15 protein-coding genes and 1 pseudogene are annotated in these 16,442 nt (G+C 41.5%); 12 read left to right on the top strand and 4 right to left on the bottom strand.

Annotation, left to right across the window (positions count from 1 at the left end):
* Window positions 1-5 precede the first annotated feature (5 nt).
* From tdh to obgE, 4 genes are all read right to left on the bottom strand, one after another.
* Complete coding sequence (tdh, locus tag AT15_RS00485; protein ID WP_068345713.1) at window positions 6-1,040, bottom strand: L-threonine 3-dehydrogenase; 1,035 nt, start codon at window positions 1,038-1,040, stop codon at window positions 6-8.
* Between the two features lie 113 nt (window positions 1,041-1,153).
* A complete protein-coding gene (locus AT15_RS00480; RefSeq protein ID WP_068345288.1) occupies window positions 1,154-2,107 on the bottom strand; it encodes a tRNA dihydrouridine synthase in 954 nt (317 codons plus the stop codon).
* Window positions 2,091-2,693, bottom strand: coding sequence for a nicotinate (nicotinamide) nucleotide adenylyltransferase (gene nadD / locus AT15_RS00475; RefSeq protein WP_084251361.1), 603 nt, complete (start codon window positions 2,691-2,693; stop codon window positions 2,091-2,093). The genes AT15_RS00480 and nadD overlap by 17 nt, the downstream gene beginning before the upstream one ends.
* Window positions 2,677-3,987 carry a GTPase ObgE gene (obgE, locus tag AT15_RS00470; protein WP_068345286.1) on the bottom strand — a complete coding sequence of 437 codons (1,311 nt, stop codon included), beginning with the start codon at window positions 3,985-3,987 and terminating at the stop codon, window positions 2,677-2,679. The genes nadD and obgE overlap by 17 nt, the downstream gene beginning before the upstream one ends.
* Before the next feature lie 63 nt (window positions 3,988-4,050).
* Here obgE and AT15_RS10175 point away from each other — a divergent pair, with 63 nt between their 5' ends.
* The 12 genes and pseudogenes from AT15_RS10175 to AT15_RS00410 all read left to right on the top strand — a co-directional run bounded on the left by AT15_RS10175 (window position 4,051) and on the right by AT15_RS00410 (window position 16,436).
* A complete protein-coding gene (locus tag AT15_RS10175; protein WP_153019669.1) occupies window positions 4,051-4,299 on the top strand; it encodes a DUF370 domain-containing protein in 249 nt (82 codons plus the stop codon).
* A gap of 18 nt (window positions 4,300-4,317) precedes the next feature.
* On the top strand, window positions 4,318-4,917 hold the full coding sequence (gene clpP / locus AT15_RS00460; protein WP_162492877.1) for an ATP-dependent Clp endopeptidase proteolytic subunit ClpP: 600 nt from the start codon (window positions 4,318-4,320) through the stop codon (window positions 4,915-4,917).
* 107 nt (window positions 4,918-5,024) lie between these two features.
* Window positions 5,025-7,478, top strand: a pseudogene (gene mutS / locus AT15_RS00455) (DNA mismatch repair protein MutS).
* Window positions 7,479-7,513: 35 nt separating this feature from the next.
* A complete protein-coding gene (locus AT15_RS00450) occupies window positions 7,514-8,596 on the top strand; it encodes a M24 family metallopeptidase (RefSeq protein WP_068345285.1) in 1,083 nt (360 codons plus the stop codon).
* 17 nt (window positions 8,597-8,613) lie between these two features.
* The gene (gene efp, locus AT15_RS00445) at window positions 8,614-9,171 is read left to right on the top strand and encodes an elongation factor P (protein ID WP_068345284.1); all 558 of its coding nucleotides are present in this window, start codon (window positions 8,614-8,616) and stop codon (window positions 9,169-9,171) included.
* Window positions 9,172-9,188: 17 nt separating this feature from the next.
* Window positions 9,189-9,581: an Asp23/Gls24 family envelope stress response protein gene (locus AT15_RS00440; protein WP_068345279.1), complete on the top strand. Its 393-nt coding sequence runs from the start codon at window positions 9,189-9,191 to the stop codon at window positions 9,579-9,581.
* A gap of 3 nt (window positions 9,582-9,584) precedes the next feature.
* On the top strand, window positions 9,585-10,028 hold the full coding sequence (gene nusB, locus AT15_RS00435) for a transcription antitermination factor NusB (protein WP_068345276.1): 444 nt from the start codon (window positions 9,585-9,587) through the stop codon (window positions 10,026-10,028).
* Window positions 10,029-10,037: 9 nt separating this feature from the next.
* A complete protein-coding gene (locus AT15_RS00430; RefSeq protein WP_153019668.1) occupies window positions 10,038-11,705 on the top strand; it encodes a formate--tetrahydrofolate ligase in 1,668 nt (555 codons plus the stop codon).
* Between the two features lie 12 nt (window positions 11,706-11,717).
* Window positions 11,718-12,554 (top strand): bifunctional 5,10-methylenetetrahydrofolate dehydrogenase/5,10-methenyltetrahydrofolate cyclohydrolase, encoded by an 837-nt coding sequence (locus tag AT15_RS00425; RefSeq protein ID WP_068345270.1) that lies wholly within the window; start codon window positions 11,718-11,720, stop codon window positions 12,552-12,554.
* Window positions 12,551-14,476, top strand: a complete 1,926-nt coding sequence (gene dxs, locus AT15_RS00420; protein ID WP_068345267.1) for a 1-deoxy-D-xylulose-5-phosphate synthase — start codon at window positions 12,551-12,553, stop codon at window positions 14,474-14,476. The genes AT15_RS00425 and dxs overlap by 4 nt, the downstream gene beginning before the upstream one ends.
* On the top strand, window positions 14,412-14,753 hold the full coding sequence (locus tag AT15_RS00415; RefSeq protein ID WP_068345266.1) for an Asp23/Gls24 family envelope stress response protein: 342 nt from the start codon (window positions 14,412-14,414) through the stop codon (window positions 14,751-14,753). Before dxs ends, AT15_RS00415 begins: the two co-directional genes overlap by 65 nt.
* Before the next feature lie 15 nt (window positions 14,754-14,768).
* Window positions 14,769-16,436 carry a DAK2 domain-containing protein gene (locus tag AT15_RS00410; protein ID WP_068345265.1) on the top strand — a complete coding sequence of 556 codons (1,668 nt, stop codon included), beginning with the start codon at window positions 14,769-14,771 and terminating at the stop codon, window positions 16,434-16,436.
* The last annotated feature ends 6 nt before the right edge of the window (window positions 16,437-16,442 follow it).

Below are 16,442 nucleotides of genomic sequence, written 5' to 3'. Positions count from 1 at the left end.
AAGATTTATTCTATTTCAAGGATAACTTTTCCGGCAATGCCATCCAACATTGATTTTACACCCTTTTCCCATTCGTCCATTTTTAGAACGTGGGTTACAACCGGAGAAAGATCCACGCGCTTGTTTCTAAGCAACTCGGTGGCAACCTGCCATGTCTCAAACATTCTCCTGCCGGTGATGCCGTAAAGGGTAAGCCCTTTGAAGATAACAAGAGAATTGATATCAAAGTCTACGTTACCCGAAAACACACCGAGAAGCGAAACTTCTCCACCGTTTGTAGTGCTTTCAAGCCCCTGTTTAAAGGCGTTAAGATTACCTGACATTTCCATAAAGAAGTCAACCCCATCACCGTCTGTAAGCCTTTTCACCTCATGCACAATATCGACTTCTCGCGGATCGAGAATTACATCAGCTCCCATTTTTTTGGCGAGTTCCTTTCTGAATTCTTTGAGTTCTGTCACGATAACCTTCGCAGCACCTGCGCTTCTTGCAACCGCTGTAGCCATCAAACCAATAGGTCCTGCCCCGGTTATAAGAACATTTTTACCTGTAAGGTCAGTAACAAGCGCTGTATGAATGGCATTTCCGAAAGGTTCCATAATTGAAGCAAACTCCGGTGAAATACCATCTGGGACTTTCCACAGAACAACTTCTGGGACTTTAACATATTCTGCAAAAACACCATCTCTATCGACCCCCAATATATTCATGTCTTTGCAAATATGCATTCTTCCAGTCTTGCACTGCAAACATTTCTGGCACGGAATATGTGTCTCTGAAACCACTACATCGCCAACAGAAACCCGGGTAACTCCCTGCCCCACTTTGACAACCTCACCTGTGAATTCGTGCCCCACAATCTGGGGAGGGTGTATTTTTTGTTCTGCCCAGTTATTCCATTCATAAATATGCAAATCAGTACCACAGATCGAAGCTCTTTTTACTCTTATCAACACTTCATTTGCAGATAGTTCTTCAGGTACTGGAACGTTTCTTACGGTAAAACCTGTGCCTGGATTTTCTTTCACAATAGCTTTCATGGATTGGGTTCCCACCTGGACTCCTCCTTTGCAGGATTTTTCATTACACTTCAAGTGTAATACCAGTATTATTGTTTCCCAAAATTGGAAATGCACGAATAATCCAGAAACATTTAATTCAGGTTCTTTATTCTCGCTGTATCTATTCCATGGCAAAGCAGAAAATTCTTTATCTCTTCTATGGTTTTCAACCTCATATATTCGTTTCTCATCTTGGCGGCGTTGTTTACGCCTCTTGTATAACCGACAAAAAATTTCCTCGATTCTTTTATACCCTTTTCAAATCCTTTTTCTTCTGTTAGCAAGGATAAATGTTCAGCAAAAGCCTTTAGCCTTTCAAATGCAGTGATTTTTTCGTAAGTTTCCTTTTCAATCAGCTCTTTTGACTGCTTGAATATCCATGGATTGCCAATGGCTCCTCTGGCAACAATCACGCCATCTACCGGGTAATTGTCGTGTATTTTTTTTATGGCTTCAGGGGTAAAGAGGTCGCCGGAACCAAACACTGGTATTTCATACTCACTGCAAAATTTGGCTGCCTTAGAAATGGCTTCCCAATCTGCTTCTCCCATGTATTTTTGTTTGGTAGTCCTTCCGTGGATGAAAATGGCATCGGGATTTGCCGTTATCAGTTTGCTTACTATATCAAGCACCCTGTTGTCATTCCATCCAAGCCTTATCTTCACGGAAACTGGTTTGTCTGTATTTTCTTTGAGCAGCTTAATTATCGAAACTAACCTGTCCGGATTTTGCAATAAAGCGCTTCCCGCTCCTTTTCTTGTTACCTTCTTTACAGGGCAACCTGCATTGATATCTATCCACGTTACTAAATCAGCAATACGCTTATATGCTTCCAGAAATTTTAGCGGCTCATTTCCAAAAAGTTGAACTCTGCAAGGCTTTTTAGGAAGAAGTTTTGAAGTGGCTCTGTCATTGAGTAAAATGCCATCAACACTAAGCATTTCTGTAAATACAAAGTCAGCACCCCATTTGAGCGAGATACTGCGCATTATATGATCTGTATAACCAGCCATAGGGGCGAGTCCTATTTCAAACTTTTTTTTCATAAAAGGCTACAACCTCCGGCAAAATGCTCTCGGGAATCATTCCCAAAATTGATTTTTTGCCCTTAATTCGCTGACGAATTTCAGTGGCAGATAACTGTATAAGAGGAGCTTTCAGAAAACTTATACCTCTGTTCTCATAGTTCAGAAGTGAGCTATTAATAAGCGAATCGTTTTTTTCAAAGCGTGGGTACACGACTATGAAAGCTTCTTTCAAGAGTTCCTGAAATTTAAACCACGATTCAATGTTTCTTGCGCTATCTTCTCCTATAAGTAGATAGGGAGGGGTATGATGCCTTTTGGTAAAATACCTTACAGTCTCAATAGTGTAAGATAGCCCCCCTTTTTCGGCTTCGAAAGTTGATATTATAACCCTTTTATCATGGACGAAGGCCTTTTTCAACCATTCGGTACGTTTGTCAAAAGGGGCTTCCACAATGTCTTTGTGTGGCGGGTTAAAGGCCGGGACAACATACAGGAAGTCGAGTTTCAAGGCTTCCATAGCATATGAACACAGTATAAGATGCCCATTATGAACAGGGTCAAAAGATCCACCAAAAATCCCATATTTTTTACTCTTTGTATTCATACTCTCTCCCATTTAAAATTACAGTGTCGCCATCTTTTGCGCCTGCCTTTTTAAGTTTCCTGGAAAGCCCTCCCTTTTCTAATTGCTCAAGGAGGAAAGCGTCCTGCTTTTCTTTGAGCTTAATCTTATGGCTAAAATAATCAACTGCAGGGCCTTCCACAACAAACACACCGCTTTCTTCTCTTCTGACTTTGAAATTATCCAAAGCTGGCTCTTTGATGCTTACAGGAGAAACTTTCGGCATTTTAGGCTCTTTTGCGCTTTGAAAGTTCTTCAAGAAACTCTTGCTATTTTTTATGTATTCCCACATTTTCGCTTTTAATTCTCTTATGTTCCAGCCAGTTGCAGCGGAAATTGGCATTATATCCTTTCCTGTTTCAATTATAAAGCGCTTTATTCGTAGTTCCAATTCTTCTTTTGGAAGCACTTCAGCTTTGTTTGCCACAATAATTTCAGGCTTTGAAGCAAAATCGGGATCGTGCATAATGAGTTCGTTCCTGATATCGTGGTAATCCTGGACAAAGTCCCTACCGTCAATTGAGGCAATGTCAATTAAATGCACAAGAAGATAGCAACGCTCAACGTGCTTTAAAAAATTATGACCCAGACCTGTACCTTTATGGGCTCCCTTAATCAATCCAGGAACATCAGCGACAATAAATCCGCTATCTCCCATTCTCACTACACCAAGATTGGGAACCAGAGTAGTAAAATGATAATTTGCTATTTTGGGTTTTGCGTTTGAAATAACAGAGATGAGTGTTGATTTTCCAACATTAGGATAGCCAATAAGACCCACATCTGCGAGTAATTTGAGCTCCAAGCGTATATGCAATTCCTCACCCGGATCTCCTGCTTCTGCTATTTTGGGAGCCTGATTAACAGAAGTGGTAAAATGAACATTTCCTTTGCCACCTTTACCGCCTCTGGCAACACATACAGTTTCACCCGGTTCTTTCAGGTCAGCTATGAGCTCATCCGTTTCGGCGTTAAATACCTGTGTTCCAAGAGGCACATCTATGATTATGCTATCGCCATTTTTTCCATTCATCTTAGCACCTGAGCCATTTTCTCCGTCAGGGGCGATGAATTTTCTTTTTCTTCGAAATTCACTTAATGTGTTCTTGCTTATTGTCGCGCGAATAAAAACATGGCCGCCATTTCCTCCATCCCCTCCATCCGGGCCACCGAAGGGAACAAATTTCTCCCTTCTGAAAGAAATAGCACCATCTCCACCTTTGCCGGCTTTCACATAGATTTTTCCAGTGTCAATAAGGCTCTCAGGTTTACTCATACTTCTTACCCTCACTTTCTTCTTATGTTATAATAACACCGCCAGAAGAAAGGGGGAAGACCCGTGGCCAGTATAGTCAATATTGGATTCGATTCTTATGTTGTGGTTGATAGAGTAATGGCGGTTTTGCCCGCTCATAGTTCAGCTGTAAAAAGGCTCAAACAGCTCGGTGTTGAGAGTGGAAAAACAGTCAATCTTACATTTGGAAAGCGAACAAAGTCGATCATCATGATCGATAGCGGGCATATTCTCTTTTCCTTTTTGCCAGTCGAAAAGTTGGTTGAAAAGCTATTTTCTGATCAGGAGGAATAAAGCGTGGATTTCAAGATGATGCCAGTAGTACCTTATGTTGTAGAAAACAGAGGAAGAGGAGAACGAATTTACGATATTTTTACAAAATTGCTCAACGAAAGAATAGTATTTCTTGGATGGCCTATCGATGATGAGGTCTCCAATATCATAGTGGCACAACTACTCTTTCTTGAGTCTCAGGACCCCGAAAAGGATATCAGCATTTATGTCAACAGCCCGGGTGGTTCAGTTACTGCCGGCCTTGCCATTTATGACACTATGCAGTATATAAAGCCTGACATTTCCACAATATGTATTGGCATGGCGGCTTCTATGGGAGCTGTTATCCTTGCCGGAGGCACAAAAGGAAAAAGATATGCCCTTCCCCATTCCAGAATAATGATTCACCAACCCTGGGGTGGAGCTGAAGGAACCGCAAGGGATATTGAAATTAGAACAAGAGAATTGTTGCACATTAAAGACGAGATTAACCGTATTCTTTCATTGCACACAGAGCAATCCTTGGAGAAAATCGAAAGCGATACCGACAGGGATTTTTATATGAGCGCTCAACAGGCTGTTGAATACGGATTGGTAGATAAGGTTATCGAGCCCAAAAAGGCAAAAATTAAAGCTTAACAGACATCAATGAAATTGCCGGCGCAATGCGCGCCGGCTTTTAATATTAAAGTGAAGGCAGCTGATATAGGGAGGTTCGGGACTTGGCACTGAGGGAACTAACTCCTATGATGAGGCAATATCTTGAGATAAAGAATAACTACAAAGACTGCATTCTCCTGTTCAGGTTGGGAGATTTCTACGAAGCCTTCTTTGATGACGCCAAAAAGATTTCCGAGACCCTTCAGATAGTTCTTACTTCGTGAAATGGCAACCCCATGGCAGGTGTTCCGTACCATGCGGTTGACCAATACGTTAAGAAACTCCTTGACGCGGGTTTCAAAGTGGCTATTTGCGAACAGGTAGAAGATCCGTCGGTTGCAAAGGGGCTTGTAAAAAGGGAAGTCACACGGGTGCTCACTCCCGGAACTATCATGGAAGATGATCTGCTTCCTATGGAAAAGAATAATTATCTTTCAATAATGGGTGTCCATAAAGGTAGAATGGCTTTTGCGATCACTGATATATCGACTGGTGAAGTGGGCACAGCGGTTGTTGAGCTTGAAGAGGCAAAAGACCTTATAGAGAAATACAGACCTTCACAACTGATACTTCAAGAATCCCTGAAAGAGCACAAGGATTTTCTTGTTTCAGAGACGGGAAATTTATTTGTTGAGAGCCTTGAAGATTGGCATTTTGGTTTCAGTTCAAGCGTTGAATACACAAAGAGGTTTTACGGCCTTGTATCGCTGGATGCTCTGGAACTCTCTAATGAGGAAATAACAGTACTTGGTACTTTGTTCAAATATATTGAAATGACTCAATTTAAGGCCTTCACACATTTCTCACTTCCCATAAAACTTCTGGCTCCAGATCATATGCAGCTGGATTCTGCGACAATTGAGAACCTTTCGCTTTTGCCATCGGAGAAGAAGGGTTCTCTTTTTGAAACTTTAAAAGAGACATCTACCGCAATGGGGACACGTTGCTTAAAGCGGTGGATTCTGGCTCCGTTGACATCAAAGTCAGAGATAAATAAGCGCCTTGACTATGTAGAGGCTCTGGTTAACGATTCACTACTGCTGGAAGAGCTTCGCGAGTTTTTGAAAAGGGTCTTTGATATTGAAAGAATCAACACGAGGATAGCCTCGGGGCGAACTGTCCCGAGAGATCTTCAGTCGCTGAGATCAACTCTTCAAGTGTTGCCCTATGTTAAGGAACTCTTTGAAACGAACAATGTTTTCCTTCAACTTGCTGAAGAAATTCCCGACTTCTCACAGGAGCAAGAACTGCTTGAAAGAGCCCTCGAAGATGAACCATCTGCGACTCCCGGCGACGGTAAAGTCATCAAAGCAGGGTACAGCAAGGAGTTTGATGAACTTAGAGAGCTTTTGTTTAGTGCAAAAGAGAAACTTAAAGACTTTGAACTAAGGGAGAAGCAAAGAACGGGTATAAATAATCTTAAAGTGAAATACAATAAGGTATTTGGTTATTTTATCGAAGTCTCAAAGGCGCAGCTTGAAAGGGTACCTGAGGATTATGTGAGAAAGCAAACCCTTGTGAATTCAGAACGCTTCATAACACCTGAACTCAAAGAATTTGAAGATAAAATGCTAAGCGCCAGCGAGAAAATAGAAATTATGGAACGTGAGCTCTTCTCTGAATTGTGCGATCAATTAAGCAAAAGCAAGGATAAGTTGAAAAATGCTGCCCGACTTCTTTCAGAAGTGGATGTTTATCAATCTCTTGCTACTGTTGCCCGTAAATACAACTATGTCAGACCGGTATTTTCAAAAGATAGATTAATACTAAAAAACTCAAGGCACCCGATGGTAGAAAGATATGTCAAAGATTTTGTGCCGAACAGCATCACCTTTGGAGAAGATAGAAGCTTCTATGTCCTTACCGGACCAAACATGAGCGGGAAATCAACTTTTATTAGGCAAATAGCTTTGTGCTCAATAATGGCGCAAATCGGTTCTTTTGTTCCCGCTGAAGAAGCTTTATTGCCTATTTACGACAGGGTATTTACAAGAATAGGCGCGAGAGATGATGTAGCAGGCGGGAAGTCCACCTTTTTGGTGGAAATGATGGAAACAGCTTCAATTCTCTCTAAGGCAACCGAAGACAGCCTTGTCGTTCTTGATGAAGTTGGCAGGGGAACAAGCACCTTTGATGGAATAAGCATCGCATGGTCCGTATCCGAGTTTATCTATGAGGCAATTGGCTGCCATACAATATTTGCTACTCACTTCACAGAGCTCACAGAACTTGCGAACATGTACAGGGGAATACACAACATCACTGTTGCAATAAAGGAAACAGAAAACGGTATCCTTTTCTTGCACAGGGTAGTGGATGGCGTCGCGGAACAATCTCATGGCATTGAAGTCGCAAAACTCGCAGGAATTCCACAGATCGTTTTGCAAAGGGCAAAAGAAATCCTTCGCGTCATAGTGAAAAGCAGCTCCCTTGACAAAACCGTTAAAGTGCTCACAGCTGAGGAAATATCAAAGATCAGGAAGTCAAAAAAGAGCAAAATGCACAAAGATCAGCTTTCACTTTTCGAGGGGAAGAAATGAATAAATGGTATAATTTGAATTTGGAGGTAGTGTCTATGGATAAGCTGTCTAAACTAAGGCATGAATTGATAAAAAGGGATCTGGACGCGCTGCTTATATTTAACAGGGAAGGCAGTAACAGGGCATCCTGCTGGTACATCTCTGGATTTTCAGGCTCTTTTGCCGTCCTGCTTATAACAAATGACTGCGAATACATTGTTACAGATTCTCGGTATTTTACGCAAGCTTCCATGCAAACAGCTTTCAAGTTAATCCCTTATAATGGCGGGGGGCTTGAGGGATTGAAAAACATACTCAGCCAGCTGATTTCTGAGAATGCCATAAAACGCCTTGGATTTGAAGCTGAAAGGATAACGCATTTCCACTTTAAGAAGCTTCTTTCTGAGCTCAGCGTTGAATTAGTTGAATCAGACGAGATTATAAAGTCCATGAGAATGACAAAAACAGAAGGCGAAATAGAAAAGATAAAAAAGGCCATAGAAGTAGCAGAAGCTTCACTTATAGAGACCCTAAACATGGTGAAACCCGGCGTTACCGAAAGAGAAGTAGCTGCAAGACTGGAATATGAAATGAAGAAAAGGGGTGGAAATCCCTCTTTTGAAACCATAGTGGTTTCAGGCGATAGAAGCGCTATTGTACACGGCACTCCCTCAGAGAAGAAAATATCACTGGGTGAATTCCTTCTAATTGACTTTGGTGCAATTGTTGATGGCTACTGTTCAGATATTACAAGAACATATGCCATTGGCGAGCCTTCAGATGAAATGGTAAAGGTGTATAATATCGTTTATGAAGCCCAAAGAAAGGGCAGAGAAACTGCCAGGGCTGGAATTACGGGTGCTGAACTGCACAATGTGGCAAAAGATATTATTGCCAATGCAGGGTATGGAGAATATTTCGGTCATGGACTTGGACACGGTCTTGGCATGGAAGTTCACGAAGACCCAACAGCAAGCCCGTTAAACATAGAACCTTTACCGAAAAATTCTGTGGTTACGATTGAGCCCGGTATATATTTGCCAGGTAAGTTCGGTGTTCGAATAGAAGACGATGTCTTTTTGACCGAGGATGGCTGTAAAATCCTTACTACACTCGATAGAGAATTGAAAATATTATAATTGCGGAGGTGTCTTCTTTGGTTGAAGTCGGAGATATAAGAAAGGGCATGGCATTAATTGTGGATAACGAAATTTACATTGTTCTCGATGTGAATAAGCATTTTACCGGTCGAGGAAGCGGCATTATCCGAACAAAAATGAAAAATATAAAGACAGGATATGTTAGAGAGTTCAAATTCAATAGCGGCGAGAAAGTTGAAGAGGCATCGCTTTCTTTAAGGCACGTGCAATATTTGTACAATGATGGGAATATCTATTATTTCATGGATCTTGAAACCTATGAACAGTATGCATTGGATAAAGAGGTTGTAGGGGATTCGGTATATTACATGACTGAGAACATGGAACTCGATCTTCAGTTCCATGATGCCATACCAATTGGGGTTATTTTGCCCAACACTGTTGTGCTTGAAGTTACAGACACCGCACCGAGTTACAAGGGCGATACCGTTTCAGGCGGTGGAAAACCTGCGGTTTGTGAAACGGGTCTAAAAATAACAGTGCCTTTTTTTGTTGAAAATGGGCAAAAGGTTCGTGTAGATACAAGAACAGGCGAATATATAGAAAGGGCTTAAAGAAAGGAGGGACACAGATGAATTTTGATGAGACAGAACTCGGAAAAGTCGAAATTTCTGATCCTGTTATACGGGATCTCGCAGTGCATTCTTACATGGAATTCAATGGATTAAATTTCACCGACCAAAAAGCAAAAAAAGAAGCCAAAGCGGCTGTGGACATAGAAGTAGAAGATTCCGACACCGGTAAAAAGCAGATAAAGATCAATGTTTCCACAAAAGTTAAATATGGTGAATCGATACCTGAGTATGCAAGAAATTTGCAGAGGAAATTAAAGGAAGATGTCGAAAATTTGAGCGGTCTTGAAGTGTCTGAGGTTTACGTTAAAGTTCTCGATGTTGAGGAAGTAATTGAAAGGAAACCAGAAGAGGTAAGCGAAACGGAAGAAGACGAAGAAGAGGGAAAATAACATATGGCTGAAAAGCGTGGAAACAGAAGACGAATGCGTGATATCGTCTTTAAATCTGTATTTCAATATGATTTTCACAAAGATGCCGATGCCGCAGCCGGTTTTTTGAGGAAGGAATCAGGATTTCACTCATTCGACGAAGTAACGTGGCAAAGGGCTAATAAATACCTAAGTGGAATTTTAGAACATCTTGAAGAGCTTGACCGTGTGATTTCATCGCATTTGATAAACTGGACTTTTGATCGCTTGACAGCTGTTGACAAGAACGTTCTAAGGCTTGGAACATATGAATTGCTCTATGAGTTGGATATTCCGATCGAAGTTACTCTAAATGAAGCCATTGAACTTGCTAAGAAATATGGATCTGTGGAGGACGGAAAATTCGTTAACGGTGTTCTTGACAGAATAGCAAAACAGCATACACCGCCTTCAAAGCGGGGACTTTGATGAGGTGATTTGATGAATGACCTTGAAATTGCACGACAGGCAAAGCTTCTTCCGATAACAGAAGTTGCAAAAAAGGCTGGAATTCCAAAAGAATATCTCAAACTATTTGGCGACAACGTAGCCAAAGTATCTCATAAGTATCTTGAAGCCTTAAAAGAAGAACCGGACGGGAAACTCGTTCTTGTAACTGCCATTACGCCAACAAGCGCCGGCGAAGGGAAGACAACCACATCTATTGGCCTTGCTATGGCTTTGAACAAGATCGGTAAGAGGACTTTCGTAACTTTGAGAGAACCATCTCTTGGTCCGGTAATGGGCATTAAAGGCGGTGCTGCCGGTGGTGGATATGCACAGGTTTTGCCTATGGAGGAAATCAATTTACACTTTACTGGTGATATTCACGCGATAACCACCGCGCATAACCTTTTGTCCGCTTCAATTGATGCGCATATAAAGTTTGGTAACAAGCTCGAACTTGATCCGACTCGCATATATTGGCCCAGAGCCATGGATATGAACGATAGAGCTCTCAGGAATATCGTGATAGGATTGGGTGGACGATCTAATGGCCATCCAAGGGAAGACGGTTTTATCATCACCGCCGCATCTGAGGTCATGGCTATTTTGTGCCTGGCCAAAGATATTGAAGATCTAAAAAATCGCCTGGGTAACATCATAATCAGTCTGAGCAAAGGTGGCGACTTTGTGCGAGTCAAGGACCTCAATATTCAAGGCGCAATGGCAGCTGTCTTAAAAGACGCTATTAACCCTAATCTGGTGCAAACAATCGAGGGGACACCAGCTTTTGTCCATGGTGGACCCTTTGCAAATATCGCTCACGGCACGAATTCGATTATCGCCACAAAAATGGCTTTAAAACTTTCTGACTTTGTGGTAACCGAAGCAGGATTTGGTGCTGATCTTGGCGGAGAAAAATTCCTTGATTTCGTTTCACAAGTTGGTAATTTCAAGCCTTCTGCTGTTGTTCTGGTAGCCTCTATAAGGGCTCTCAAGTTGAATGGCGGTGCAAATAAAAAGTCACTTGAAATTGAAGACACTGATGCGCTGAGAAAGGGGTTTGAAAACCTCAAAGTGCATTATGAGAATATGCGCAAATTTAGGCTGCCGGTAGTTGTCGCTATTAACGATTTTCCGGATGACACTGTCGCAGAGAAAAAGCTTTTGGCCGATCTGTGTGACAAGAATGATATCCCCTTTGAAATTTCAACAGTATGGAAAGATGGCGGAAACGGTGGTATAGCTCTTGCGAAGCGCGTTGTTGAGTTATCAAATACCGGAAGCGAATACCAGCCGCTTATCCCTCTTGACGCTCCAATAGAAGAAAAACTCAGCACTATCACCAAAGAAGTGTATCGGGCTGGCAGTTACAGCTTCGAACCAAAAGCAAAGAGCATGCTTCGAATTCTTAAAAAGCAAGGTTTTGGCAATTACCCGGTTATTGTAGCAAAAACGCAGTATTCGATTTCAGATGACGCCAAAAAACTCGGTGTGCCGAAGGGATATAATTTTCAAATAAGGGATTTGGCGCTTTCAGCAGGAGCAGGCTTTGTTGTAGCTGTATCAGGCGATATTATGTTAATGCCCGGGTTACCAATGGAATCCAATGCTCAAAGGATAGACATTGACGGAAATGGCGAAATTATAGGTCTTTTTTAACGGAGTGATTATATGGCGACTATTCTTAGTGGTAGGCAGGTATCTAGAAAGATTTATCAGGAAATTTCAGAGCAGATATCTCGTTTCGGTCAAAAAAGACCGAGGCTTGTTTTGTATTGTAGTCATCCAGATAATTCCACGCAAGCGTATATGAAGTCGATACTGAAACAGGGCGAAAAGCTTAATATACCTGTGCAGGTGGTTGAAGCTTCAAGCCAACCATTCAAAGACATTATGCGTTTCAACAACGACCCCGGGATTTCCGGAGTCATGGTTATGCATCCTCTAAAAGAAGTCGATGAAGACATGGTAATCAAAAGCATATCACCGTTGAAGGATGTTGAAGGCAGGGGACCGATGAATTTGGGTGGAGTGGTTATTGGCGAAACGAGTTATGCTCCTCCTACAGCCGAAGCGGTTATGGAGATACTGAATTACTATAACATTCCCATAAAAGGGAAGGATGTTACCATACTCGGTAGATCTACAACAGTTGGTAAACCACTTGCCATGCTCATGCTCAAAAAGGGCGTAGATGGAACCGTTACAGTTTGCCATTCCCGTACAAAGAATATTGATGAGAAAGCAAGAGCTGCTGACATTCTTGTCAGCGCTGTTGGTAAAGCAGGCTTTGTAAGAAAAAGCTGGGTTAAAGATGGGGCAGTTGTAATAGACGTTGGTATCAACTTCTCCGATGGAAAGATCGTTGGAGATACCGATTTTGATGAGGTCAGGGAAAAGGCTTCAGCAATAACACCTGTTCCGCAAGGAGTAGGACTTGTTACTACGGCTGTTTTGTTTAAACATCTTGTTGAATCCTTTAAGAGGATTTTGGATGGTGGTTTATGAGTAATCAGGAACCCCTTTTCAAGAAAATAAAGAATTACAGTTACCAGGAACTGAAAGTATTTGCTGGAGAAATCAGGGATTATATTAAGACCGTGGTTTCCAAAAATACCGGTCATCTTTCTTCAAACCTTGGCACTGTTGAGCTTACTTTGGCCCTGTATCGCATTTTTGACCCGGATGAGGATATCATAATATGGGATACGGGACATCAGGCATATACTCACAAATTACTTACAGGGCGCTATAACGAATTTGAGACTTTGCGCCAAAAAGGTGGTATTAGTGGTTTCTTAAAACGTGATGAGAGTGTATATGATGTGTTCGGCGCGGGCCATGTAGGCACATCTATCCCGGCAGCTCTAGGAATTGAGAAAGCTATTTCAATGGCCAATGAAAAGAAGAACATAGTTGTGGTTATTGGTGATGGTGCCCTTACATCTGGAATAAGCCTTGAAGCTATTAACCAATTAAAACAGTTAGGCTCAAAATTAAAAATCGTTTTGAATGATAATGCCATGAGTATCAGCAAGAATGTAGGAGCACTCTCAATGACGCTAACTGATTTAAGACTGAATCCCGTTTATAGAGAAATTAAAGGTGATATAAAGGGCACCCTTGAAACTATGCACATGAAAGGGCTCGAACATTTGCTCTCTCGAATAAAAGATGGCATAAAGCACACTTTTTTGGGGGATAATGTTTTTGAGGATTTCGGCCTTAATTATGTTGGACCTGTTGACGGCCACAGCATCAAGGAAATGGAGGAGATTTTCAAGACAATAAAGGAATTTAACGAGCCTTTCATTATTCATGTGGTGACTCAAAAAGGTAGAGGGCTGGAATACGCCGAAAAGGATCCTGCGAAATTTCACAGTGTATCTAAAATTGATCCTGAAACAGGCGAAAAAATATACAATGACTCGCTTATTACATACAGCAAAGTCTTTGGGAATGTTGTCGCGAAATTAGCTGAAAAAGATACGCGTATAGTTGCCATAACAGCGGCCATGCCTGATGGGACAGGTCTTACGGAATTTGCTAGAAAATTTCCAGGAAGGTTTTATGACCTTGGAATAACTGAGCAACTTTGCACAACATTTGCAGGTGGCCTTTCAGTTAAAGGTGCAAAACCTATTTTCGCAGTTTACTCGACATTTTTACAACGCGCCTTTGACCAGATTGTTCATGATATTGCCCTGCAAAAATTGCCTGTGATTTTTGCAATAGATAGGGCGGGAATTGTTGGGCACGATGGCGCAACACACAATGGCGTATTTGACATAGCCTATTTGAATATAATCCCAAATATGAAAATCCTTGCTCCATCAAGCCTTCAAGAACTTGCAAATATGTTTTACAGTCTTTTGCTATATGAAGAGCTTGATGGACCTGTCGCAATCAGGTATCCAAGACAGTCTGAATATGGTATACTGTCTGAAATAATAGAAAATATGTCAAGAATAAAGCTCTGGAAATGGGAGAAACTTATTAATGGAAAAGAAAAAATCGCTGTGCTTGCAACTGGGAGCATGGTTCAGCCTGCAAGAGAAGTCGCCGCAAAATATGGTCTTAATATGTATAATTGCAGAGCTATTAAACCCCTTGATACCGAAGCTCTTGATGCGATTTTAGAGGAAAACAATCTAATACTGACAGTAGAAGAGGGCATAAAGATTGGTGGTTTTGGGACATCGATCATGCTTTACGCAAATTCAAGAAATTACAGCGGGAAATTCCATATAATGGGTATCGATGATGAATTCTCTGAACATGGTACAAGAATGGAAATTTTAAAAGATCATGGTCTTGATTTTGAAGGCCTGGAAAGCACAATTAAGAAATTGCGAGGTGAAATGAATGCTTATAACCACGGAATACGGAAAGATCGAAATAACATTACAGGCCATAAGCTCGATCGTTAAAAAGGTTGTTCAGGAATCTTACGGCCCGGTCAATGTTGGTTCACCCCAACAAGGCTTTTTTGCTAGAATACTTGGTTCCGAAGAAAAGCACGGAATAAAGGTTATTGAGGAACTTGATGGAACACTTGAAATTAACGTTGAGCTGGTTCTTGAATATGGTGTAAGAATCCCCACTGTCGTCGCCAATATTCAGGAAAATGTATTCCACAGGCTGAAACTCCTAACAGAGGCTAACAACGTAAAAGTAAATGTATACGTTGTTGGACTACAAGACTAACGGGGGGCGCTATCAATGAAACGACTCAACGGCAAGTTTTTTGCAGTAGCTTTCAAAAAAGCCGCTGAGCGTTTGCTCGTTAATAAGGATGAGATAAACGCTCTAAATGTGTTTCCTGTACCAGATGGTGATACAGGTTCCAATATGAGTGCAGCAGTTCTTGAAGCCGTAGAATACCTGAACCGGCTCAGTTCAACTGATCTTGACCAGATTGTAGATGCAGTAAAAAAAGGAATGTTGATGGGAGCTCGTGGAAACTCTGGTGTTATTCTTTCGCAGATTTTCAGAGGATTCGCTGAAGGAACAAAGGGACGAAAATATCTTACCACAAAAGCTTTTAGCGAATGCCTTGTGAAGGCAAGGGAAGTGGCCTATAAATCAGTTATGAAGCCTGTTGAAGGAACTATGCTTACAGTAATACGTGTTTTAGCAGAGAAAGGGCTCTCTGAATTGATAGAGGTCGAGGATTTTGAAGAGTATTTTGACCGTTTAACTGAAATTGCCTTTAAAACGGTTGATGAAACCCCTAAGATGCTCGATAAACTTAAGGAAGCCGGTGTCGTTGATGCCGGTGCAAAAGGATTAGCATACATAGTTGAAGGGTTCAAACTGGCAGCCTTTGGTCAAATTGAAGCTGAGCTTCTGGAAACCCCGGCTGCTGCTACAATTTCTGCTGAGCAGATTGTAGAAATAGCACGCGAAGAGATAAAATTTTCCTATTGCACAGAGTTGATAATCAAGTTAAGAGATAAAAATGGTGGAACTCATGAAACAGTCGACGCTTTAAAGAAATACCTTGAAACTATGGGTGATTCAATTGTCGCTGTGAATCAAGATGATCTCATAAAAATCCACGTTCATACAGACCATCCGGGCGATGTCATTGAAGAGTTCCTGAAACATGGTGATCTTCAAAAGGTAAAAATCGATAATATGAAAATCCAGCACGACCACATAGTGGAAGCCAGTGCAGAAGAAAAGAAAACCTACGCCGCTGGAAAGAAACATGGCATTGTAGCAGTTTCACCCGGAGAAGGCCTGAGTGAGATCATGAAGAGTCTTGGGGTAGACTATATAATTAAAGGCGGTCAAACTATGAATCCGAGCTTGAAAGACCTGTTTCAAGCAATTGAGCGTCTTGACTCTGAAAATGTAATAGTCTTCCCTAACAATCCCAATATACTCCTAACCGCCCGTGAAGCCGCAACAGCGGTTATGGAGAAAAACCCGGGCAAAAAAGTCTTTATTCTCGAGACAAAAACTGTCCAGGAAGGAATTGCTGCTCTTACCGTATATGATGACGAGTTAGAGACCGAAAAGCTCTTAGAAGAAATAAAGGAAGCCATGAGTCATGTAATCCCTATATCTGTTACTTATGCGATCAGGGATTCAAGCATAAAGGGTAAAAAAGTTCGTAAAGGCGAATACCTTGCAATCGGAAAAGACGGGCTGATCAATTCCGGCCGAAAACTCGAAAAAGTTGTTCGCGACGCAATTGGCTCAATACTTAAAGATGCTGAAGAAGATGAATACAGTATCATAACAGTGTTCTATGGCTCAGATGTTAAAGAAGAACAGGCTGAGAAACTCATCGAACTACTTTCTGATGATTATGATGACATGGAATTTGAAGTGCATAAAGGCGGCCAGCCATATTACTACTATCTAATCTCGCTTGAATAAGAATGG

The sequence above is a fragment of the Kosmotoga arenicorallina S304 genome (assembly GCF_001636545.1).
GTDB lineage: Bacteria > Thermotogota > Thermotogae > Petrotogales > Kosmotogaceae > Kosmotoga_B > Kosmotoga_B arenicorallina.
The sequence above is the reverse complement of the archived record's forward strand: the minus strand, read 5'-3'. Positions and strand labels throughout refer to the sequence as shown.

What these genes read in the sequence shown, in the direction of transcription:
- AT15_RS00440 (WP_068345279.1), top strand. Translation starts at nt 9,189, where the DNA reads ATGAATTTTGATGAGACAGAACTCGGAAAAGTCGAAATTTCTGATCCT.
- clpP (WP_162492877.1), top strand. Translation starts at nt 4,318, where the DNA reads ATGCCAGTAGTACCTTATGTTGTAGAAAACAGAGGAAGAGGAGAACGA.
- AT15_RS00415 (WP_068345266.1), top strand. Translation starts at nt 14,412, where the DNA reads ATGCTTATAACCACGGAATACGGAAAGATCGAAATAACATTACAGGCC.
- tdh (WP_068345713.1), bottom strand. Translation starts at nt 1,040, where the DNA reads ATGAAAGCTATTGTGAAAGAAAATCCAGGCACAGGTTTTACCGTAAGA.
- nadD (WP_084251361.1), bottom strand. Translation starts at nt 2,693, where the DNA reads ATGAATACAAAGAGTAAAAAATATGGGATTTTTGGTGGATCTTTTGAC.
- nusB (WP_068345276.1), top strand. Translation starts at nt 9,585, where the DNA reads ATGGCTGAAAAGCGTGGAAACAGAAGACGAATGCGTGATATCGTCTTT.
- obgE (WP_068345286.1), bottom strand. Translation starts at nt 3,987, where the DNA reads ATGAGTAAACCTGAGAGCCTTATTGACACTGGAAAAATCTATGTGAAA.
- AT15_RS00410 (WP_068345265.1), top strand. Translation starts at nt 14,769, where the DNA reads ATGAAACGACTCAACGGCAAGTTTTTTGCAGTAGCTTTCAAAAAAGCC.
- AT15_RS00425 (WP_068345270.1), top strand. Translation starts at nt 11,718, where the DNA reads ATGGCGACTATTCTTAGTGGTAGGCAGGTATCTAGAAAGATTTATCAG.
- AT15_RS00480 (WP_068345288.1), bottom strand. Translation starts at nt 2,107, where the DNA reads ATGAAAAAAAAGTTTGAAATAGGACTCGCCCCTATGGCTGGTTATACA.
- dxs (WP_068345267.1), top strand. Translation starts at nt 12,551, where the DNA reads ATGAGTAATCAGGAACCCCTTTTCAAGAAAATAAAGAATTACAGTTAC.
- AT15_RS00450 (WP_068345285.1), top strand. Translation starts at nt 7,514, where the DNA reads ATGGATAAGCTGTCTAAACTAAGGCATGAATTGATAAAAAGGGATCTG.